This is a genomic window from Mesorhizobium sp. ESP7-2, from assembly GCF_020164715.1.
Classification (GTDB): domain Bacteria; phylum Pseudomonadota; class Alphaproteobacteria; order Rhizobiales; family Rhizobiaceae; genus Mesorhizobium.
The window spans coordinates 291,827-312,622 of record NZ_JAIUGQ010000001.1 but is presented as its reverse complement, the minus strand read 5'-3'; the positions used below and the strand labels follow the sequence as shown (position 1 = coordinate 312,622).

Annotated in this window: 18 protein-coding genes; 8 read left to right on the top strand and 10 right to left on the bottom strand. The window is 62.6% G+C overall.

What is annotated here, in order from left to right:
- The first annotated feature begins 38 nt into the window (after nt 1–38).
- Nucleotides 39–1,115, top strand: coding sequence for a substrate-binding domain-containing protein (locus LB543_RS01625; RefSeq protein WP_224612599.1), 1,077 nt, complete (start codon nt 39–41; stop codon nt 1,113–1,115).
- 16 nt (nt 1,116–1,131) lie between these two features.
- On the opposite strand, the gene LB543_RS01620 is transcribed toward LB543_RS01625, so the two are convergent.
- Complete coding sequence (locus tag LB543_RS01620; protein ID WP_224612588.1) at nt 1,132–2,391, bottom strand: OpgC family protein; 1,260 nt, start codon at nt 2,389–2,391, stop codon at nt 1,132–1,134.
- A gap of 201 nt (nt 2,392–2,592) precedes the next feature.
- Here LB543_RS01620 and LB543_RS01615 point away from each other — a divergent pair, with 201 nt between their 5' ends.
- Complete coding sequence (locus LB543_RS01615; RefSeq protein WP_224612586.1) at nt 2,593–3,258, top strand: alpha/beta hydrolase; 666 nt, start codon at nt 2,593–2,595, stop codon at nt 3,256–3,258.
- A 68-nt stretch (nt 3,259–3,326) separates the two neighbouring features.
- Here the strand turns inward: LB543_RS01615 and sthA are convergent, their stop codons facing one another.
- Entirely contained in the window at nt 3,327–4,715 is a 1,389-nt protein-coding gene (sthA, locus tag LB543_RS01610) for a Si-specific NAD(P)(+) transhydrogenase (protein ID WP_224612584.1), read from the bottom strand.
- Nucleotides 4,716–4,918: 203 nt separating this feature from the next.
- On the opposite strand from sthA, the gene LB543_RS01605 reads away from it, so the two are divergent.
- From LB543_RS01605 to LB543_RS01595, 3 genes are all read left to right on the top strand, one after another.
- A complete protein-coding gene (locus tag LB543_RS01605) occupies nt 4,919–5,389 on the top strand; it encodes an RDD family protein (protein WP_140755441.1) in 471 nt (156 codons plus the stop codon).
- Nucleotides 5,390–5,529: 140 nt separating this feature from the next.
- Entirely contained in the window at nt 5,530–6,288 is a 759-nt protein-coding gene (locus tag LB543_RS01600) for an arginyltransferase (protein ID WP_140809111.1), read from the top strand.
- A 134-nt stretch (nt 6,289–6,422) separates the two neighbouring features.
- Nucleotides 6,423–7,319, top strand: coding sequence for a DMT family transporter (locus tag LB543_RS01595; protein ID WP_224612582.1), 897 nt, complete (start codon nt 6,423–6,425; stop codon nt 7,317–7,319).
- A gap of 8 nt (nt 7,320–7,327) precedes the next feature.
- Here the strand turns inward: LB543_RS01595 and LB543_RS01590 are convergent, their stop codons facing one another.
- A complete protein-coding gene (locus LB543_RS01590) occupies nt 7,328–8,542 on the bottom strand; it encodes an AI-2E family transporter (RefSeq protein WP_224612580.1) in 1,215 nt (404 codons plus the stop codon).
- A 276-nt stretch (nt 8,543–8,818) separates the two neighbouring features.
- Nucleotides 8,819–11,071, bottom strand: coding sequence for a DNA topoisomerase IV subunit A (gene parC, locus LB543_RS01585; protein ID WP_224612569.1), 2,253 nt, complete (start codon nt 11,069–11,071; stop codon nt 8,819–8,821).
- A gap of 336 nt (nt 11,072–11,407) precedes the next feature.
- Between parC and LB543_RS01580 the strand changes: the two genes are divergently transcribed.
- Nucleotides 11,408–12,598, top strand: a complete 1,191-nt coding sequence (locus tag LB543_RS01580) for a hypothetical protein (protein ID WP_224612567.1) — start codon at nt 11,408–11,410, stop codon at nt 12,596–12,598.
- Between the two features lie 234 nt (nt 12,599–12,832).
- Here the strand turns inward: LB543_RS01580 and aspS are convergent, their stop codons facing one another.
- Nucleotides 12,833–14,620, bottom strand: a complete 1,788-nt coding sequence (aspS, locus tag LB543_RS01575) for an aspartate--tRNA ligase (RefSeq protein ID WP_224612862.1) — start codon at nt 14,618–14,620, stop codon at nt 12,833–12,835.
- Nucleotides 14,621–14,822: 202 nt separating this feature from the next.
- Here aspS and LB543_RS01570 point away from each other — a divergent pair, with 202 nt between their 5' ends.
- A complete protein-coding gene (locus tag LB543_RS01570) occupies nt 14,823–16,067 on the top strand; it encodes an MFS transporter (protein ID WP_224612565.1) in 1,245 nt (414 codons plus the stop codon).
- A gap of 75 nt (nt 16,068–16,142) precedes the next feature.
- On the top strand, nt 16,143–17,294 hold the full coding sequence (gene rnd / locus LB543_RS01565) for a ribonuclease D (protein ID WP_140809100.1): 1,152 nt from the start codon (nt 16,143–16,145) through the stop codon (nt 17,292–17,294).
- Between the two features lie 48 nt (nt 17,295–17,342).
- Here rnd and LB543_RS01560 read toward each other — a convergent pair whose 3' ends face one another.
- The 5 genes from LB543_RS01560 to LB543_RS01540 form a co-directional block, all read right to left on the bottom strand.
- The gene (locus tag LB543_RS01560; RefSeq protein WP_140755455.1) at nt 17,343–17,762 is read right to left on the bottom strand and encodes an MAPEG family protein; all 420 of its coding nucleotides are present in this window, start codon (nt 17,760–17,762) and stop codon (nt 17,343–17,345) included.
- A gap of 25 nt (nt 17,763–17,787) precedes the next feature.
- Nucleotides 17,788–18,330 carry a hypothetical protein gene (locus LB543_RS01555; protein WP_224612859.1) on the bottom strand — a complete coding sequence of 181 codons (543 nt, stop codon included), beginning with the start codon at nt 18,328–18,330 and terminating at the stop codon, nt 17,788–17,790.
- A 31-nt stretch (nt 18,331–18,361) separates the two neighbouring features.
- Nucleotides 18,362–19,864 (bottom strand): IMP dehydrogenase, encoded by a 1,503-nt coding sequence (gene guaB, locus LB543_RS01550; protein ID WP_140809097.1) that lies wholly within the window; start codon nt 19,862–19,864, stop codon nt 18,362–18,364.
- A 229-nt stretch (nt 19,865–20,093) separates the two neighbouring features.
- Nucleotides 20,094–20,543 carry a PIN domain-containing protein gene (locus LB543_RS01545; protein WP_224612563.1) on the bottom strand — a complete coding sequence of 150 codons (450 nt, stop codon included), beginning with the start codon at nt 20,541–20,543 and terminating at the stop codon, nt 20,094–20,096.
- A complete protein-coding gene (locus LB543_RS01540) occupies nt 20,540–20,779 on the bottom strand; it encodes a type II toxin-antitoxin system Phd/YefM family antitoxin (protein WP_140755463.1) in 240 nt (79 codons plus the stop codon). The genes LB543_RS01545 and LB543_RS01540 overlap by 4 nt, the downstream gene beginning before the upstream one ends.
- Nucleotides 20,780–20,796: the final 17 nt, after the last annotated feature.

Sequence of the window (20,796 nt, the reverse complement as noted above, 5' to 3'; positions counted from 1 at the left end):
CAGGAACGTGCTAAATGCATGTCAGGAGGCACGCGCAAATGGCGTCACTCACCGCAGGCAATCGACGACCCGTACGGCTGGCCGACATCGCAAAGGCCGCCGGTGTTTCGCACGGCACGGCGTCCAACGTATTCAGCCGACCCGAGATCGTACGCGAGGAAGTGCGCGAACGGGTTCGCGCGGCTGCCGAGGCGATGGGATATGGCGGGCCCGATCCAAAGGGCCGGCTGCTGCGCGCCGGCAAGGTCAACGCCATTGGCGTTGCCACAGCCGAGCCCCTCTCCTATTTCTTCGACGATCCGTTCGCGCGCGTCATGATGGCGGGCATCTCGCAGGCCTGCGATGCTACGGGAGCCGGCATTTCCCTGGTATCGGCCGCCAACAATGAGCAGCTTGCCTGGAACATCCAGAGCGCCCTTGTCGACGGCTTCATCGTCTTCTGCATCGAAGGCGGCTCGCGCCTGGTGGAGTTGGCACGCGAACGCAAGTTGCCCTTCGTCGCGCTCGACCTCGATTCCGAGGACGGGCCGGTCGCCGCGATCGGTGTCGACAACATCGCCGGCGCCGGCATGGCGGCCCGCCATCTCACCGATCTCGGACATCGCCGCTTCGCCGTCCTGGCGCTGCCCTTCGTCGACGACAGGACAGGCCTTGTTTCGGCCGAACAGGTCCGGGCCGCAACCTATGCAGGGACGCGCGACCGCCTCACCGGCTATCTCCGGGAGCTTTCGCGGGTTGGCATCGATACATCCAAAGTGCCCGTCTACGAGACCGCCAACGACGTGGCGAGCACGAAGGCGGGCCTCGAAACCATCTTCGCCTCCGACGCGCCGCCCACCGCCATCCTGGCCATGTCGGACAGAATAGCCCTGGTGGCGCTGGAATGGCTTAGCGCACGCGGGCTCAACGTACCTGACGATGTTTCCGTCGTCGGCTTCGACGGGGTTCCGGAAGCCGCGGTGTCCGAGCCGCCATTGACCACGATTGCCCAGCCGATCGCCGAGATGGGCCGCCTTGCCGTCAGGGCGATCCTGGAGAGCGACGGGCCTGTCAGCCGGCAGCAGCTGCCGGTCGAACTGATCGTGCGGGGCTCGTCGGGCCAGCCCCGCGGTTGAACCGCCCCCGAACCGCCTACCGATTGGCTCTTGCCACGGCAGAGAGGCCGAAAGGCGCAGCCGGCGCGGGATCCTTTTGGACCGTGCGGGCCTTGCCCGAGCCGCCGATGGTCGACAGCCATTCGAGATAGAAGGCGAGCGCGAATTGCATGGCAATGCCGGCCGATATCAGCAGGCTGTCATAGACGAATCCGCCTGGATTGATCACCTTCATCACCTGGGCGACCATGGCGATCACCGTGCCGGCGATGAAGACCGGCAGCGATCGTTTGCCCAGTATCGCCAGCGGATGGTCGGGGCTGGTGCGGAACAGGCTGGAGAGCACCGGCAGGGCGACGACGAGGTAGCTGACCGCCAGGATGTGCAACAGCCGCGGCAGCGACAGGAAGGTCTTGTCGAAGCCGCCGATCACCACCGGCAGGTTGAACCACGTTATATGTCCCCAGAGCGGGCTATGCACCCACACCAGCGCCGCTAGCACATAGGCGGCGGCCGCGCCGATCAGCCAGCGGTTGACCGGAATGACACCGCCGCGCCTGACATGCAGCATGGCGGCAAGGCCGATGTTGAACAGGAACTGCCAGGACAGCGGATTGAGGAACCAGAAACCGGGCTCGGGGTAATTGGGCGGCGCGATCTGCCAGATTCCGGCTACGAGCCACAGCGTGCCGGATACGACGAGCGCCGCGACGGGCCTGTAGCTGACGAACAGGACGAATGCCGGCGCCATCAAAAGCAGCGCCGCATAGACCGGCAGGATGTTGAGGTAGCCGAGCTGGTGGCCGAGCGTGACGATGCCGACCAGCACTTGCGGCGTATTCTTCATCAGCGGCTCGATATTGATGAGCTTCAGCAGTTCCGGCCGCTTGGCAAACACCGCCACGGCGCAGAACAGGGCCATCACCACCATCGTCGTGACGATATGGGCGGCGTAGAGCACGCCCGCCCGCCGCCACATCTTCAAGGTCGCCAGAAGCCGGCCTCCCGGTCGGAACTTCGTGCCATAGGCGAGCGCGACCGAGATGCCGGAAATCAGCACGAACGCTTCGGCCGCATCCGAAAAACCGAAATTCTTGTAGGTCAGGGCCTCGAAAGCCGTGCCCGGAACATGATCGATGAAGATCGTGAGCAGGGCCAGCGCGCGCAATACATCGATACGCGTGTCGCGTTCCAAGATACGCAAGCCGCGATCTGGGATACGCAAATCGCGATCTGGGATACGCGCGTCGCGATCTGGGATACGCAAATCGCGATCTGGCGAAACAGGGGTAGTCATCGACAAAAGGCCTCAAAGCTGGTTGTTCATGTCCAGCAATGCGACCCCCGACGCACCGCTTCGATTCCTCCCGGATGGAGTGTATCGCCGCAGAAACGGGCCGGAATGCGCCTGGTTCAATCAACTTTCGCGGAGCATGAAAATATTGCGTTTTGAAGCCGGCAAATTGAGCGGAACCTCATATAATCAACGGGATGCGATATGACTGGCGACAATGCCGAAAACGGCACCCTAGTGCTGGACCTGGCCTTTCCGTATCACCTCCTCGGCGCTGGCAAGGGTCGCCGCGAATCCCTGTTCCTGCTGCATGGATCGGGTGTCGACGAGACAAGCATGGTGGCGCTGGCGAGAAGCATGGCACCCGACGCCGTCCTGATCGCGGTGCGAGGCCGCATCCCCCAGGAGGACGGTTTTCGCTGGTTCGGGCGAATCACGCCGACGCGCTTCGACCAGGAAAGCATCCGTGTCGAAACCGCCGCGTTCGCGGCATTTGCAGCCGAAGCCGCCGCACGCCACGGGCTTGATCTCGGTCACGCAACATTCCTTGGCTATTCGAACGGCGCCAATCTGGTTTCGAGCCTGATGCTGCTGCATCCCGGCATCGTCCGCAGGGCGGCCCTGTTGAGGCCAATGCCGGTGCTAGACAAGGTACCGGCGACGGACCTTACGGGAACACGGACGCTGATCATTGCCGGAGCCGCCGACGAGACCTACGGGCCTTTCGCGCCGGCGCTGGTGACGCTGCTCAGCCGACACGGCACGGAGATCGACGCCCGGATTGTTCCATCGGGCCACGAAATCGGTGACCCGGACGCAGCAATCATCAGGCACTGGCTAGCGGGATCGGCGGCGACCCAGCTAGGCTGATCGTCTTTCCGGACCGCTCGCTTCTCAGGTGCGCAGCGTGATCGACCAGCGACCGCTGAATAGCCGCCCTACCCCCGCCCCATCCTGTTCCAGGCGTCGAGGCCGGCGATCTTGTAGGCCTCGGCCAGCGTTGGGTAGTTGAAGGTGTTGTTGACGAAGAAGTCGACCGTGCCGCCGAGATTGATCACCGCCTGGCCGATGTGAATGAGTTCGGTGGCGCCCTCGCCGACGATGTGCGCGCCGAGCAGTCGACGCGTCTCGATCGAGAACAACAGCTTCAGGAAGCCGGTATTGACACCCATGATGTGGCCGCGCGACGTCTCGCGGAAGCGCGCGACGCCGACCTCATACGCGTCGCCGCTTTGGCGTACCTGTTCCTCCGACTGGCCGACCGTCGAGATCTCCGGCACCGCATAGATGCCGTAGGGAAAGGTCTCCGGCGGCGCCGGCAGGGTCACGCCAAAGGCATGGCAGGCGGCCACCCTGCCCTGCTCCATCGAGGTGGAGGCGAGGCTCGGAAAGCCGATGACGTCGCCGGCGGCGTAGATATTGGGCACGCTGGTCTGGAAAGTCTGCGGATCGACCTTGATACGGCCCCTGGAGTCGGCCTCGATGCCGACAACGTCGAGGCCGAGGCTGCCGACATTGCCGGTGCGGCCGGCCGCGTAGAGCACGACCTCGGAGCGGATCGTGCGGCCATCGGCCAGTTCCACCTCGGCGGCTTCCGCCTTGGAGCGGATTTCCTTGACCGCGCTGCCTAGCCTTATCGTCATGCCGCGGTCGCGCATCTGGTGGATGAAATCGTCGACGATCTCCCGGTCGACGAAATCGAGGATGGAGTTGCGCGGTTCGACCAGCGTCACCGGCACGTCGAGCGCGGAAAAGATGGTGGCGTATTCGACCCCGATGACGCCGGCGCCGATCACAGTCAGCGTGCGCGGCAGGCGGTCGAGTTCAAGCATCTCGTCGCTGTCGAAGACACGGGTCTTGTCGAAGGGCACGTCGCGCGGCCGATGCGGCCTGGTGCCGACGGCGATCAGCGCATTGGCAAAGCCGACTTCGCTGTAGTCGCCATTGTCCGATGTCAGGCTGACCTTGTTGGGGCCGAGAAATTTCACCGCCGCGCGCGCACTTTTGACCGTGTTGCGCATGAATTGGTGTTGCAGCACCTCGACCTCGTGGTCGAGCGTCTTGTGCAGGCGCTCGATCAGGTCGCCGACCGAGATATCCTGCTTGACCCGGTAGCCGCGTCCATAGAAGCCGCGCTCGCGCCAGCCCGAGAGATTGAGCACCGTTTCGCGCAGCGTTTTCGAGGGAATGGTGCCGGTGTGCACCGAGACGCCGCCAAGACGCCGGCCCCGGTCGACCACCAGCACCGATTTGCCGAGTTTGGCCGATTGCACCGCCGCGCGGCGGCCCGAGGGGCCGCTGCCGATGACCAGCATGTCGTAGTCCATATTGCCCCGTCCCCTCGGCGTCTTGTTGCGCCGCAGCAAGCTAACGCCATCCACACTGCAAATTCAACCGGTTCAGACCGTCAGCCCATTCTGTCCCGCCCGGCGTGGCGGGAAAATGTCCCTATCTTGATTCCGCCATGAGCCTTCACCATTTTTGGTGAGGTGGGCGCAGGCTAAGCAGGCCCCCGTTACGAGGAAATGACATGAACGCTCGCGTTCTCGACGGCGAAATCATCGACACCCGGCTCGACGATGTCAGGGCTTATGAAGGCGTCCGCACAAGGCGTATCCTGGCCTTCTTGCTCGACTATATCATCGTCGCCCTGCTGACCATTCCGTTCGCGATCCTGGTGTTCTTCCTCGGCCTTTTGACCCTCGGCCTTGGCTGGATGCTGTTTGGCGTCCTGGTGCCGGCAGTCGCCATCCTCTACATCTGGAACACGCTGGGCAGTTCCGACCAGGCCACTACGGGCATGAAGATGATGGGCATCCGCCTCGACCGTCTCGATGGCAGGCCGATCGATGGCCTCACCGCGGTCGTCCATTCCGTGCTGTTCTGGGCCGGCAACGTCATCCTGTCGCCGCTGGTCCTGCTGGTGACGCTGTTCTCCGACCGCAAGCGCACGCTGCACGATCTTTTGCTCGGCACTGTCGTCAGCCGTACCGGCCGTTAAAAACCGGCCCTCAAGAGAAACCATGGGCCCTTGAGCGCAAATGTGAAGGTGTTCAGTCAGCCACACCTTCACAATCCTGTTGAATTTTTCGCCGCCGGAGCCAAAGGTAGAGCGATTCGAAGGAGTGTTTCCAAGGCTCGATGACGCAGCACCCGACCCAGTCGCCGCAGTTCTTCCTGACCGCGCCGTCGCCGTGCCCCTATCTCGACGGCCAGTTCGAGCGCAAGGTGTTCACGCATCTGGTCGGCGACAAGGCCTCGGAGATGAACGACCTGCTTACGCAAGGCGGCTTCCGGCGCTCGCAGAACATAGCCTACAGGCCAGCCTGCGAGACCTGCCGCGCCTGTGTATCCGTGCGCATCCTGGCCCAGGAGTTTGCCGCCAGCCGCAACATGAAACGCGTGCTGCAGCACAATTCCGACCTCGTCGGCGCCATGCACAATGCCGAGCCCTCGACCGAACAATATTCGCTGTTTCGCGGCTATCTCGATGCCCGCCACCGCCGCGGCGGCATGTCCGACATGACGGTGCTCGACTACGCCATGATGGTCGAGGATACGCATGTCGACACCAAGGTGATCGAATACCGGCGGCGCGGACCCGATACCTTCATCACCGGCAAGGGTCAGGGTGAACTGATCGCGGTAGCGCTCACCGACAAGATGGCCGACGGCCTGTCGATGGTCTATTCCTATTTCAATCCCGATTTCGAAAGCCGCTCGCTCGGCACATTCATGATTCTCGACCATATCGCCCGCGCCAAGGCGATGGGACTGCCCCATGTCTACCTTGGCTACTGGGTCAATGGTTCGCGCAAGATGAATTATAAGATGCGCTTCATGCCGCAGGAGCATCTCGGCCCAAAAGGCTGGGAGCGCTACACCAACGAAGCGGTCTGACGCTGAGTTTTCCCACGATCCACGCTTAAACTGTTTCAAGGCAGGGGATGCTGGTCTTTCAGCCGCTCGGCTGGAGAGAGTGCGCGATTGCGCCGATCGGCCGCCGCCTGCAATTCAATTGCGAAAGTTCCTGCATGTCCTCTCACCATGATCACCAGAAGGGCCTTCTGATAACCGCCATTGGCGGACTGATACTGACTGTCGACATACCGTTGATACGCCTTGCGGATGGCGGCGCCTGGACGATCCTTCTGCTGCGAACCGGAGCCACCTTCATCGCCGCGATGATCATCTGGTCGGTCTGGCGCGCGCTGAGCCGGAATGTCCCGCCGCTAATCCCCGGCTGGTCCGGACTGATCGTGGCGATATGCTATGGGCTGACCTCGATCACCTTCATTACCGCGGTCTTCCACACCTCGACCGCCGATCTGGTGTTCATCCTGGCCTTCAACACGGTGTTCGCCGCACTCTTGTCCTGGATATTCCTGAAGGAAAGACCGCGGGCGGTGACGATCGTGGCGATGCTTGTCATGATCCTCGGCGTGCTGGTCATCGTCGGCGGTTCGGTCGGCACCGGCAAGCTGTTCGGCGATTTCATGGCGCTCTGCTCGGCTTTCTTCATCGCGGTCGCCATCACCATCTCGCGTGCCAGCGGCAAGGATATGGGATTCACCTCGCTCATCGGTGTCCTTCTGCCGCTTGGGCTGGCCGCCTTCATGGTGACGGGCGAAGGTTTTCACGTCAACGCGCCATGGTGGATCATCTTCAACGGCGCCGTCATCATGCCGATCTCGTTCTTCTGCCTCGCCGCCGGGCCGAAATACATTTCAGGACCGGAAGTAGCGATGTTCTACCTGCTCGAAACCGTGCTGGCGCCAATCTGGGTGTGGATGATCTTTGCCGAGACGCCGACCCGCAACAGCCTGATCGGCGGCGGCATCCTGGTTGTCACCCTAGTCGCCCATTCGCTCTGGCAGTTGCATGATGGACGCAGGCGCCGCGGTGACCTTGCGGTGCACCACCCGGCGTAGAGATCAGATCAGGCGCTGGCCTTCTTCGCGGCGCCTGGTTCGGGCAGGGCCTCGATCCGCGGACCGGTCTCGATCTCGGCCGCCGATCCGGCGGCCGTCTCGTCGGCCAGTTCCACCTCGCGCAGCCACTCGCGCCAGATCGCGACCAGCAGCGCCATCAGCACCGGGCCGATGAACAGGCCGAGAAACCCCATCGTCTTGACGCCGCCGATCAGGCCGAAAAAGGTCGGCAGGAAGGGCAGTTTTATCGGTCCGCCGACGAGCTTGGGGCGCAGCGTCTTGTCGACGATGAACAGCTCGACCGTTCCCCATATGAACAGCGCCAGGCCGGCCATCGGCGAGCCGCTGGCGGCGAGGTAGATCGACACCAGGGTAAAGGACAGCGGCGCACCGCCGGGGATGAGCGCCATCACGCCGGTCAGCGCGCCCAGCGTCACAGGCGACGGCACCCCGGCCAGCCAGTAGGCGATGCCCAGCACCAGCCCCTCGCCGATGGCGATCACGGTCATGCCCGTCACGGTCGAGGAAATGGTCGCCGGCACGACGCGGGAGATCCGCTCCCAGCGGGTCGGCAAGATGCGTTCGCCGAGGCGGTCGATCTGGCCGGCGAAATTCTCGCCGTCGCGATAGGCGAAAAACAGGGCGATCATCATGAACAGCAGCGTCAGAAACAGGCTGAAGGCGCTGCCGCCGGCGGCGAGCGCGCCCCGGTAGATGCTGCCGATATTGGCGCCGCTGACCAGCTGGATCAGTTCACCGATGCCGCCGGGATGGCCGAGATTGGTGGTCCACTGCTCGTTCAACCACTCACCCACGACAGGCATGGTGGCGATCCAGTGCGGCGTCACCGCGCCGTGCCGATTGGTTTCTATCGCCCAGCCGACCCATTCGCGCACCTCGTTGATGGCATAGGTGCCGGCAAGCGCGATCGGGATCACCAGGAAGGCGAGGATGAACAGGATGGCCAAGGTGGCGGCGATGGTGCGGTTGCCGCCGGCGCCGACCAACAGCCGTCGGTAGAGCGGCCAGCTGGCGAAGGCGATGACGAGGGCGGCCAGCACCGGGAACAGGAAACCGTGGAAGAAATAGACGCCGGCGGCGACGATCAGCACCAGCAGCCAGCGTGCCGCCGACAGCGGCGGTATGACGGCCGACCGAAGCGGTGTGGACAGCCCGAAGAGGCGCTGCTGCCGTTCCGGTTTCTGGATCCTTGCTTCCTTCAAACGCCCTGTTCTCCCCGGCCCATCCGGTCAGTTATGGACCGATATAGTGCAGCAATCGTGACGATAGTCCAAATCGTGATGGCGGAGGTCTTGCCTTCTCCCCTTGTGGAGAAGGTGGATCGGCGCGTCAGCGCCGAGACGGATGAGGGGTGTTGGAAGGAATCAGGCGCCCGTGTTCTGAGCGCCGGTTTGCGCCAAGCTGGAGCACCCCTCATCCGTCCGAGCTTCGCTCGGCCACCTTCTCCCACAACAAGGGGAGAGGGAAGAGGCGCAGCTTCAACCGAATTTCCCTGTCCTGGGGAATCCCTTCGGCACCATACGCCCTGCCGATGCCCTCGCGCCGATCCACTCGGCCAGTTCCTCGCGCGAACGCGTGAAAGTACGGTCGGCCGAATCCTGCCAGGAAAGACCGGTCGCCAATGTGAAGGGCTTGAGGTCGAGAAGACCGCCGTCCTTGTATTTCTGCAGCCGCACGCCCTTGCCGCGGCCCATCTCGGGAATTTCCGAGAGCGCGAACACCAGCATCTTGCGGTTCTCGCCGACGATGGCCAGATGATCGCCGGTGACCGGCACGCAGCGCTTGGCTTCGTCGGGGGCCTTGACGTTCATCACCTGCTTGCCCTTGCGGGTGTTGGCGACCACCTCTTCCTCCGGAACGATGAAGCCGTTGGCGTCGAAAGAGGCGAGCAGCAGCTTGCGCTTGGGATCGTGGACGAAGGCGGTGACGATGTCCTGGTCATTGTCCATGTCGACGATGATGCGGATCGGCTCGCCATGGCCGCGGCCACCGGGCAGCCGGTCGGCGCCGATCGTGTAGAACTTGCCGCCGGTGGTGAAGACCAGCACCTTGTCTGTCGTCTGGGCATGGAAGGCGAGCTTGAGGCTGTCGCCCTCCTTGAAGGTCAGCGTCGAAAGATCGGCCAGATGGCCCTTCATTGCCCGCAGCCAACCTTTTTCCGAAACCACGACAGTGACCGGCTCGCGCTCGATCATGGCGTGCGCGATGTCGGTCAGGTCGTGCTCGGGCGCATCGGCGAACTGGGTACGGCGCTTGCCGATCTCGGTCTCCGGGCCGAACTTGTCTCGAAGCTGAGTGACTTCCCACTTGATCGTCGACCACTGCTTCGCATCGGACGCCAGCAGCGCCTCGATCTGCTTCTTTTCGGCGGTCAGGCCATCGAATTCCTTGCGGATCTCGAATTCCTCCAGCTTGCGCAAAGCGCGCAGCCGCATGTTGAGGATCGCTTCGGCCTGGGTGTCGGTGAGCGACCAGCGGGCCATCATCACCTGTTTGGGCTCATCCTCCTCGCGGATGATCTTGATCACCTCGTCGATGTTGAGATAGGCGATCAGGTAGCCGGCGAGAATTTCCAGCCGCCTCTCGATCTCGCCAAGGCGATGTTTCGAGCGACGGACGAGGACTTCGCGGCGGTGATCCAGCCATTCCTGCAGCACGCCTTTCAGCGAGAGAACGTTGGGTACCTTGCCACGCGAAAGCACATTCATGTTGAGCGGGAAACGGCTTTCGAGCTCGGTAAGCTTGAACAGCGATTCCATCAGGATGCCTGGGTCGACGGAACGGCTCTTGGGCACCAGCACGACGCGGATGTCCTCGGCACTTTCGTCCCTGATATCCTCGAGCAGCGGCAGCTTGCGGGCCATCAACAGCTCGGCGATCTTCTCGATCAGCCGCGCCTTCTGCACGCCATAGGGGATTTCGGTGACGACAATGCTCCAGGTGCCCCTGCCCTGGTCTTCCTGGTTCCACTTCGACCGAACGCGAAACCCGCCGCGGCCGGTCTCATAGGCTTCGAGGATGGAGGCGCGGCTGTCGACGATGATGCCGCCGGTCGGGAAATCCGGACCCTGGACGAAGTCCATCAGCTTCGCCACCGGCGCGTCGCGATGCTCGATCAGGTGCAGCGCGGCGTCGCAAAGCTCGGCCGCATTGTGCGGCGGGATCGATGTCGCCATGCCGACGGCGATGCCGGACGAGCCATTGGCCAAAAGATTGGGGAAGGCACCGGGGAGCACGATCGGCTCCTCGTCCTCTTCATTGTAGGTCGGCCGATAGTCGACGGCATCCTCGGTGATGCCGGCAAGCAATTCGGTCGCCACGTCGGTCATGCGCGCTTCGGTGTAGCGCATGGCGGCGGCATTGTCGCCGTCGATGTTGCCGAAATTGCCCTGGCCGTCGACCAGGGGGTAGCGCATCGAAAAATCCTGCGCCAGCCGCACCAGCGCGTCATAGATCGACTGGTCGCCATGCGGGTGGAACTTGCCCATCACCTCGCCGACGATGCGGGCGCATTTGGCAAAACCCTGGTCGGGATTGAGGCGCAGCAGGCGCATGGCGTGCATGATGCGGCGATGGACCGGCTTCAGTCCGTCGCGCACGTCCGGCAGCGCCCGGTGCATGATGGTCGACAGCGCATAGGCAAGATAGCGCTCTTCCAGCGCCTTCTTCAGATCGACCGGTTCGATATGATCGCCGCCGCCATTGTCAGGCGGCAAAAGCCTTTTTCCCATGGGTTGGACCTAGCCGAGCGGGTGATTCGCGGCAAGAGGCGCGCACCCGGCCGGTCGATTTGCACGCTATTCTGCAACTGGAAACCGCAACGTCGAGCTTGCCGACCAACATCAACCTGTTACATGCCACATCTATTGCGAAGCACGACACGCTGGCGGCCCGACCTTCATGCCAAATTCACCGCATCCTGCAATAGCGTTCGGATCGGGTTTGCCTTTCACCGCGATTTTCGACCAATGTGCCGGGACACGCCTTTTTCCCGTCCAGTTCGTCACGGAATGGTGATGGCGCAAAGAATTGAAAAATAATTTCAGGACACTCTCAGGGACCTTGCGATGACAATCAACCGCTCAACTCTCCGGAAATTCGCTCTTTCGACCTTCTTGCTCACATTGCCGCTGAATGCGGCCCTTGCCCAGGACGCCGCGGTCGCGGACCGGCTGAAGGCAGCACTCGCGGCCCAGGGCGTCGACATCGCCTGGACCGGCGTGACCGGCGACAATACCAGCATGGTGCTGCAGGGCGTGTCGGTGAAACCGGCTGCGGAAAAGGAAGCGCTGCCGATCGGCGACGTCAAGCTCGAGAACGTCACCGAAGCCAATGGCGGCTATGATATAGGCACCGTGTCGACCTCGGCCTTCGAACACAGCAAGGACGGCATCACCCTCGATCTCAGCCCCTTCGTCATCCACGACATGACGGTGCCGGCCGACGGCTCCACCGGCCCGCTGGGTTCGCTGATGATGTACAAATCCGCTGAACTGTCGAACATGACGGTCAAGGTCGCCGACAAGACCGCCTTCTCGATGGACGGCCTTGCCATCGAGATCACGCCGCCCGCCGACGGCAAGGCGATGGAGTTCACCGCCAACACGGAGAAGTTCACGGCCGATCTCTCGCTGGTCGACGATCCCAAGTCCAAGGAGGTCATCAACGCGCTCGGTTACCAGAACATCTCGGGCAATCTCGAAATGGCCGGCACCTGGCAGCCATCGGACGGCAAGATGGAACTGTCGAAATACGACATCTCCGTCGAGAATGCCGGCACGCTCGGAATGACCTTCGACCTCGGCGGCTACACGATCGACTTCATCAAGTCGCTGCAGGAAATGCAGAAGAAGATGGCCGCACAGCCGGAAGGCGCCGACAATTCGGCGCAAGGCATGGCCATGCTCGGCCTGTTGCAGCAGCTTTCGTTCAACAGCGCCTCGATCCGCTTCGACGACGATTCGCTGACCGGCAAGGTGCTGGACTATGTCGGCAAGCAGCAAGGCATGTCGGCCAAGGACATCGCCAACCAGGCCAAGGCGATCGTGCCGTTCGGCATGGCGCAGCTCAACAATCCCGAGCTGACGGCTCAGGTGACCGCGGCGGTCAGCAAATATCTCGACGATCCGAAGAGCCTCGAAATCTCGGCCGAGCCGCCGGCATCGGTGCCGTTCGCGCTGATCATGGCCGGCGCCATGTCGAACCCGCTGGACCTGCCGAAGACGCTCGGCGTCAGCGTCAAGGCCAACGAGGACTGATCGAATTAGCTGGCTTCTCCCCGTCACTATACGGGGAGAAGGTGCCGGCAGGCGGATGAGGGGCAGCGCTGAAGCTTGCGAATATGAAATTCGATGCTGAACCGATTGCCTGTCAGAAGGCTTCAGTTGCTACGACCGCTCGCAAATCGCCAGCACCCGCGCCGCCCCTCATTGTCCTGCCGGACATTTCTCCCCGTATAGTGACGGGGAGAAAGGGCAGTTGCAACGCTGCCGTCAGTCCTTCTTCGCAACCGCGACGCGCAGCGCCAAATCGCGAAGCTGCTGCGGACTCGCTTCCGACGGCGCGTTCATCAACAGGTCATAGGCCTGTTGATTCATCGGGAACATGGTGATCTCGCGCAGGTTCTTGGCGCCGACCAGAAGCATGACGACGCGGTCGACACCGGCGGCCATGCCGCCATGCGGGGGCGCGCCATACTGGAAGGCGCGGTAGAGGCCGCCAAAGCGTTCCTCGACCGTGGCGCGGTCCAGCCCGACCGTCTCGAACGCCTTGACCATGGTTTCGGGCAAATGGTTGCGGATACCGCCGCTGGCGATCTCGAAACCGTTGCAGACCATGTCGTACTGGAACGCCTTGATGCCGAGCAGATCGTCGCCGTTCAGCGCGTCGATGCCACCCTGCGGCATGGAGAACGGGTTGTGGGCGAAGTCGATCTTCTTCTCCTCCTCGTTCCATTCGAAGAACGGGAAGTCGACGATCCAGCACAGTTCGAAGCGTTCTCGGTCGACAAGATTGAGTTCCTCGCCGGCACGGGTGCGCGCAGCGCCCGCGAAAGAAACGAATTTCTTCGGGTCGCCGGCAACGAAGAAGGCAGCGTCGCCGTCGGCAAGGCCGAGTTGCAGGCGGATCGCTTCGGTGCGTTCCTCGCCGATATTCTTGGCGAGCGGGCCGGCGCCTTCGAGCTTGTCGCCCTCCTTGCGCCAGAAGATGTAGCCCAGCCCCGGCTGGCCCTCGCCTTGCGCCCAGGAGTTCATGCGGTCGCAGAAGGCACGGCTGCCGCCGGTCTTGGCCGGAATGCCCCAAACCTCTGCCTTCGGGTCGTTGGCCAGGATGTTGGCGAACACCTTGAAACCGGAATCGCGAAAATGGTCGGAGACGGCCTGCATCTCGATCGGATTGCGCAGGTCGGGCTTGTCGGAGCCGTATTTGCGCATGGCGACATCATAGGGGATGCGCTGGAACTTCTGCGTCACCGGTTTGCCGTTGGCGAAGGTCTCGAAGACTCCCCGCATCACCGGTTCCATGGTCGACAGCACGTCGTCCTGCTCGACGAAGCTCATTTCGAGGTCGAGCTGGTAGAACTCGCCGGGCAGACGGTCGGCGCGCGGATCCTCGTCGCGGAAACAGGGCGCGATCTGGAAATAGCGGTCGAAGCCCGACACCATGATCAGCTGCTTGTACTGCTGCGGCGCCTGCGGCAGCGCGTAGAAAGTGCCGGGATGGATGCGAGACGGCACCAGGAAGTCGCGCGCGCCTTCCGGCGACGACGCGGTGAGGATCGGCGTCGAGAATTCGGTGAAGCCTACCTCGCCCATGCGCTTGCGCATCTCGGCGATGATTTTCGTGCGCGCCACGATGTTTTTGTGCAACGTCTCGCGGCGCAGGTCGAGGAAGCGGTATTTCAGCCTGATGTCCTCGGGATAGTCCGGTTCGCCGAACACCGGCAGCGGCAATTCCTTGGCCGCCGAAAGCACCTCGATCTCGCGGGCGAAAATCTCGATCTCGCCGGTCGGCAGGTTGGCGTTCGTGGTCTCGGGCAAGCGCGCCTTGACTTCACCGTCGACGCGGATCACCCATTCGCCACGCAAGGTTTCGGCGACCTTGAAGGCAGGCGAATCGGGATCGGCGACGATCTGGGTCAGGCCATAGTGATCACGCAGGTCGATGAAGAGCAGGCCGCCATGGTCGCGCACGCGATGCACCCAGCCCGACAGACGAACGGAATTGCCGACGTCGCTCTTTCGCAACTGGGCACAGGTGTGGCTGCGGTAACGATGCATGGTCATGGATAAAAGTCCGGGATTGTGGGTTGCGGGCCAAAGCATCGCAGCCCGGCCCAAAATTTGCGCGAAAAGCGCATGAGAGGCATGGTTTGTCAAGGCAAGTGGGCTTCACTGGCTCAACGCCGCCGGCAATTGCCGCTGGCATTGGCCAAGGCGATGGTTCAAGAAAGAGATCACCGATACGTGATCGTCTTCCTTCATGTCTTCCATCCGTCCGCTGATCCCGCTTCTCCTGGCCGCCGGCATCCTGCTCGGCGGCAATGGGCTGCAAAGCACCCTGATCGCGTTGCGCGGTGCGCAGGAAGGGTTTTCGGCTTCCGACATTGGCCTCATGGGCACCTTCTATTTCGCCGGCTTCCTGCTCGGCTGCCTGGCCATCACGCGCATCATGAAGGCGGTCGGGCATATCAGGGCGTTTTCGGCGCTGGCGGCTATCGCCTCGGTCGGCACGTTGCTGCTGGTGCTGGTCCTCGATCCGGTGATGTGGTGCGCGGTGCGCTTTGCCGGCGGCTTCTGTTTCGCCGGGCTGTTTACCATTGTCGAAAGCTGGCTGAATTCCGGCGTCACCAACAAGGACCGCGCCCGCGTGCTGGCGATCTACCGGATGGTCGATACCGGATCGGTGACATCAGCCCAGTTCCTGATTCCTGTCTTCGGCGCCGGCGGCTTTACCATCTTCGCCATCATGTCGATCATGATCACGCTGTCGCTGGTTCCGGTCTCGCTCGGCGACCGCTCCAACCCGACGCCGCCGGAAGAGGTCAAGCTCGATCTGGCGCGCGTCTGGCGAATTTCTCCGCTGGGCTGCTTCGGCTGCATCGCGGTCGGCGTAACCAACAGTGCCTTTCGCACCTTGTCGCCGGTCTATGCCGAGCAGATCGGCATGTCGGTCGCCGATGTGGTCACTTTCGTCAGCGTCGGCATTTTCGGCGGCGCCATCATCCAGTATCCTCTCGGTTACCTCTCCGACCGCTGGGATCGGCGCCGGGTGCTGTTGATGACGACCTGTTGCGCGATGCTTTCGGCACTGGCGCTGGTGTTCATCGCTGGCAGCAATCCACTGCTCAACTTCATCATCATCTTCATCTTCGGCTGTTTCGCCATGCCGCTCTATTCGCTGTCGGCGGCGCATTCCAATGATCGCGCGGATGCCGGCGAGTTCGTGCTGATCAATGCGGCCCTGATGCTGCTCTATTCCTTCGGCGCCATTGGCGGCCCTTTCGCGGCTTCGACCGCGATGCAATATTTCGGGCCAAGCGCGCTGTTCGTCTTCAGCGCCGTGGTCTACGCGGTCTTCATCGCCGTCATCCTCCACCGCATGCAGGCACGCTCCGGCGTGCCGGCCGACAAGCGCAGCCGCTTCACCGCGCTGTTGCGCACCTCGACCATTTTCGCGCGGCTGGCGAGGAGAAATAGTGATCCAGACAGCCCCGAAGGGCCGTGACGGCGGCACCACAGCTTGACGAAAGCCTTCCCGGCTGAAATCTAGGAAGACCCTACTCCTGCCAAAAGCGATTTGATGCACGTCATCACCACCCAGAAAGAACTCGAGACCGTTCTCGCCGCTTTCGAAAAGTCGGATTTCGTCACCGTCGACACCGAATTCATCCGCGAAACGACCTTCTGGCCAATCCTGTGCCTGATCCAGATGGCCTCGCCCGGCGTGACGGCACTGATCGATCCGCTGTCACCTGATATCGATCTGGCTCCCTTCTTCAGGCTGATGGCCAACGAGGCGGTGGTCAAAGTCTTCCACGCCGCCCGGCAAGACATCGAAATCATCGTCCATCTCGGCGATCTCGTTCCGCACCCGGTGTTCGACACACAGGTGGCGGCGATGGTCTGCGGCTTCGGCGACAGCGTTTCCTATGATCAGCTCGTGCAGCGCATCACCGGGGCGCGGCTCGACAAGTCCTCGCGCTTCACCGACTGGCGCCATCGGCCGCTGTCCGACAAGCAGCTCGATTACGCGCTGGCCGACGTTACCCATCTGATCGAGGTCTATCAGCACCTCAACGCCGAGCTGGCGCGGGAAAACCGTGCCCACTGGCTGAATGAGGAGATGGATGTCCTGACCTCGCGCGAGACCTACGATCCGCACCCCGAGGATGCCTGGAAGCGGCTGAAGATGCGACTTCGCAAACCGCAGGAGCTGGCGATCGTGCAGGGCGTGGCGGCATGGCGCGAACGCGAGGCGCGCGAGCGCGACGTACCGCGCGGCCGCGTGCTCAAGGACGACGCGATCTACGAGATCGCGCAACAAGGGCCGCGCGATGCGGCGGCCCTTGCCAAGCTGCGCACGACGCCAAAAGGCTGGGAACGCTCCTCGACCGCGACGGCACTGCTCGGCGCGGTCAATACCGCGCTCGCCCTGCCCAAGGAGCAGATGCCGAAACTGCCGAAAAGCTTCCAGCCGCCCGAGGGCTCGAACGCGGCCGCGGAACTCTTGAAAGTGTTGCTCAGGATCGTCGCCGAGAGACAGGGTGTCGCCTCGAAGGTGCTCGCCTCCAGCGACGACATCGACCGCATCGCGGCCGAGGGCGAGGATGCCGATGTGCCGGCGCTGCAAGGCTGGCGGCGCGCCGTCTTCGGCGAACAGGCGCTGAAGCTTGTGCGCGGCGAGATCGGCATCAAGTTCGACAAGCGAAAAATAGCGGTGTTCGACCTGTAAGCACCGGCCTTTTCCGTCTCGGCTTGTGGAGAAGGTATTTGGCGCAGCTCAGACGATTGCGAGCAAGTGCAGGGCCAACCAGATCCAGCCCAGGGCCAGCACCACCGCGCCCAGAACGAAGGAGCGGTTGCGCAGCAGCAGGTTGTTGCTGGTCAGGTGAAACCAGGCGTGAAAATAGCGCGACGCGACAAAAATCCACATCAGTGCGAGCGTGATGTAATTGACGCCGTTGGTCATGTGCAGTGACAGGCACAGCACGTAGAAAAGCACCGGCAGTTCGAACTGGTTGATCAAACTGTTCGCGACGGTGACAGTGGAGGCCGGCTCGGTCGAACGAACCTTGTACTGGCCGACCTTGGCTTCACCCGACTTGACGGCAAAATAGCGGCCCCGGCCCATGACGACATAGATGATGTAGACCAGCAGCACTTGCGCTAGCACCGGCCAGAAGATCGCGGTCTGGTTCATGAAAACGCCCCTGTCCTGTCCGGCCTCAATTCCGACGTCTTTGGCCCGCCAGCCAGAAAGCGGCAATGACGATGACCGGGACGGCGAGAAACGCGAATTTGGTGACGATCAACGCCGAGGCGAAAGACAGCGAGTCCGGGTTGGCGTAGAGGAAATCGGACAGAAGCCGCGCCACGGCGATATTTTGGGCGTAGTCGGCGAGTGTGTATGGCAGCACCAGGACCAGCGCGAAGATCGCCTGCACCTGCGCCGGGAGCACCCGGAAATTCTTCAGACGCCGGCCGGTTGCCAGGATCAGGCTGACCAGTGTCAGCGACAACAGCGCCGGAAACAAAAGGTCGAAGGTCAGGTAATGCCAGACTAGGATGATCTCTCCACCACGCCGGCCAAGCGCCGTCAGCCAGGCCATGCCTTCGTCGGGCGTGAATCCGAAATAGCGGATGTCGAGCGAGGCCAAGCCCCCGCTCAACTGGCGGAAATAGAAGAACTCCATCACCGTCATGGCGATGAAGACCGCCGCCGAGAGGAAGCAGAGCGCCGCGACATGGCGCGACAGGCGCAGCACCATGGCGGTCAAGTTGCGCCAAAACCCGGAAGAATCAGGCTCCGCCGGGATAGTTGGGGCTTTCGCGGGTGATCGTGACGTCATGGGCGTGGCTTTCACGAAGTCCGGCGTTGGATATGCGCACAAAAGTGGCGCGGTCGCGGAAATCGGCAAGGTCGCGGCCACCAACATAACCCATAGCTGCTTTCAGCCCGCCTGCAAGCTGGTGCAGCACGCCAGACACAGGTCCTTTGTAGGGGACCTGCCCTTCAATGCCTTCCGGCACCAGTTTGAGCGTGTCGCGCACCTCGGCCTGGAAGTAGCGATCGGCGGAGCCCCGCGCCATCGCGCCGACCGAGCCCATGCCGCGATAGGCCTTGAAGGAGCGGCCCTGGTGCAGATAGACCTCGCCCGGGCTTTCGTCGGTGCCGGCCAGCAGCGAGCCGATCATGGCGGCACTGGCGCCCGCGGCGAGTGCCTTGGCGAGATCGCCGGAATATTTGATGCCGCCGTCGGCGATCACCGACGCGCCCGATTTATGCGCCGTTTCGACCGCCGACATGATGGCCGAAAGCTGGGGAACGCCGACCCCGGCCACGATGCGGGTGGTGCAGATGGAGCCCGGACCGATGCCGACCTTGACGGCGTCGGCGCCGGCGTCGATCAGCGCCCGCGTGCCGTCCGCGGTGGCGACGTTGCCGGCCAGGATGCGCACGGAGTTGGAAAGCTTCTTCGCCCGCGTCACCGCGTCCAGGACACGCTGCGAGTGGCCATGCGCGGTGTCGATCACCAAAAGGTCGACACCGGCCTCGATAAGACGCTCGGCGCGCTCGAAGCCGTCATCGCCGACGCTGGTGGCGGCCGCAGCGCGCAGGCGGCCCTGCGCATCCTTGGTGGCGTGCGGGTTGAGCTGCGACTTCTCGATGTCCTTGACGGTGATCAGCCCGACGCAATTGCCCGTTTTGTCGACGACGACCAACTTCTCGATGCGGTGCTGGTGCAGAAGCCGCTTGGCCTCGTCCTGGTCGACATTCTCCTTGACCGTGATCAGGTTCTCACGGGTCATCAATTCATAGACCTTTTGCGCAGGATCGGAAGCGAAGCGCACATCGCGATTGGTCAGGATACCGACCAGCCGGCCGGTCTTGTGGCCGCCGGCGCCGCCATTTTCGACCACCGGAATGCCCGAGATCGAGTAGGTGCGCATTAGCGACAAGGCGTCGGCGAGCGTGGCGTCGGGACCGATCGTGACCGGGTTGACCACCATGCCGGATTCGAATTTCTTGACCTGCCGCACCTGCTCGGCCTGTTCGGCGGGCGAGAAATTGCGATGGATGACACCGATACCGCCGGCCTGCGCCATGGCGATGGCAAGCCGTGCCTCCGTGACCGTGTCCATCGCCGCCGACAGGATCGGCACGTTGAGGTCGATGTCGCCGGCGATGCGGGTGCGGATGTCGGTCTGGCCGGGCATCACCTCGGAATGACCGGGCTGCAAAAGCACGTCGTCAAAGGTCAGCGCCAGTGCGCCGGTGGAGGTTTCGATGATTTTTGCCATGGCCAGCCCTTTGAATGCAGAAAAAGCGCTGGACCGGAATGGACAGCGCCGACTCGTTATTCCCTTTCAGGATTGGCGGTGGCTGGTAACACGTCCAGCGGCCGATGAAAAGCCGATCGTTGAGTGGTCGTTAAGGATCGGCTCAGTGTCGATAGGGTCGCGGAACCGATCCGACTTGCTGTTTCTACGCAGTTCCAGACGGAAAACCGTTTCACACTTTTCCTGGAGCCTAGTCCGCGCCCAGAAGAGCATCGAGCAATTCATGACGCGGCGATGCGAAAGGATTGACAACGGTCACGCCGCCCCAGGTGAAGCCATGTTGCAGATCTTCCGACAGGAGCAGCCGGCAACCCGATTGCGAGGCAGCTGATAGGATGACTGCATCCCAGATACTGAAATGATGGTCCGCGACAAGATCGACCGCCATCATGATGACCTCGGGCGACGTTGCTGTGACCGGAAAGGCGTCGCGCCAGCCCAGAAGCGCATCCCGAGCTTCCTGCGAAGATCGTCCAGCCTTGCGAACAAGCACATTGAAGAGCTCGCCAAGCACCTGAACCGGAATGACAACCGCCTCTTGCGGAACGTTGCGCAGCAATCCCAGGACAGCGTCACGCTTGTCGGCGTTGTTCACGCCTTCCGCATAAGCAAGGATGTTGGTGTCGAGGGCGACCTTCACCGCTCGTAAAGCTCGTCGCGCGTCCATTGCCCGGCATCGACGACAGGCTGCCGTTCAAGCCGCGACAGCAATGTGTTGCGCGAACGCGAGGCCACCTGACCGCGATTGTCCGCGGGCACAATCCGCGCAACCGGCCGTCCATGACTGGTCACGACAAAGCTCTGCCCTTCTCGCACACCACGAAGAATGAGCGAAAACTTTCGATTGGCGTCGGCGGCTGAAACGGATTCGTCCACGATCCATCCAAGTAGTT

Excerpts from the sequence above, each read along its gene's own strand:
- LB543_RS01625 (WP_224612599.1), top strand. The coding sequence starts at position 39 with ATGGCGTCACTCACCGCAGGCAATCGACGACCCGTACGGCTGGCCGAC.
- LB543_RS01620 (WP_224612588.1), bottom strand. The coding sequence starts at position 2,391 with ATGACTACCCCTGTTTCGCCAGATCGCGATTTGCGTATCCCAGATCGC.
- LB543_RS01615 (WP_224612586.1), top strand. The coding sequence starts at position 2,593 with ATGACTGGCGACAATGCCGAAAACGGCACCCTAGTGCTGGACCTGGCC.
- sthA (WP_224612584.1), bottom strand. The coding sequence starts at position 4,715 with ATGGACTACGACATGCTGGTCATCGGCAGCGGCCCCTCGGGCCGCCGC.
- LB543_RS01605 (WP_140755441.1), top strand. The coding sequence starts at position 4,919 with ATGAACGCTCGCGTTCTCGACGGCGAAATCATCGACACCCGGCTCGAC.
- LB543_RS01600 (WP_140809111.1), top strand. The coding sequence starts at position 5,530 with ATGACGCAGCACCCGACCCAGTCGCCGCAGTTCTTCCTGACCGCGCCG.
- LB543_RS01595 (WP_224612582.1), top strand. The coding sequence starts at position 6,423 with ATGTCCTCTCACCATGATCACCAGAAGGGCCTTCTGATAACCGCCATT.
- parC (WP_224612569.1), bottom strand. The coding sequence starts at position 11,071 with ATGGGAAAAAGGCTTTTGCCGCCTGACAATGGCGGCGGCGATCATATC.
- LB543_RS01580 (WP_224612567.1), top strand. The coding sequence starts at position 11,408 with ATGACAATCAACCGCTCAACTCTCCGGAAATTCGCTCTTTCGACCTTC.
- aspS (WP_224612862.1), bottom strand. The coding sequence starts at position 14,620 with ATGCATCGTTACCGCAGCCACACCTGTGCCCAGTTGCGAAAGAGCGAC.
- LB543_RS01570 (WP_224612565.1), top strand. The coding sequence starts at position 14,823 with ATGTCTTCCATCCGTCCGCTGATCCCGCTTCTCCTGGCCGCCGGCATC.
- rnd (WP_140809100.1), top strand. The coding sequence starts at position 16,143 with ATGCACGTCATCACCACCCAGAAAGAACTCGAGACCGTTCTCGCCGCT.
- LB543_RS01560 (WP_140755455.1), bottom strand. The coding sequence starts at position 17,762 with ATGAACCAGACCGCGATCTTCTGGCCGGTGCTAGCGCAAGTGCTGCTG.
- LB543_RS01555 (WP_224612859.1), bottom strand. The coding sequence starts at position 18,330 with ATGGTGCTGCGCCTGTCGCGCCATGTCGCGGCGCTCTGCTTCCTCTCG.
- guaB (WP_140809097.1), bottom strand. The coding sequence starts at position 19,864 with ATGGCAAAAATCATCGAAACCTCCACCGGCGCACTGGCGCTGACCTTT.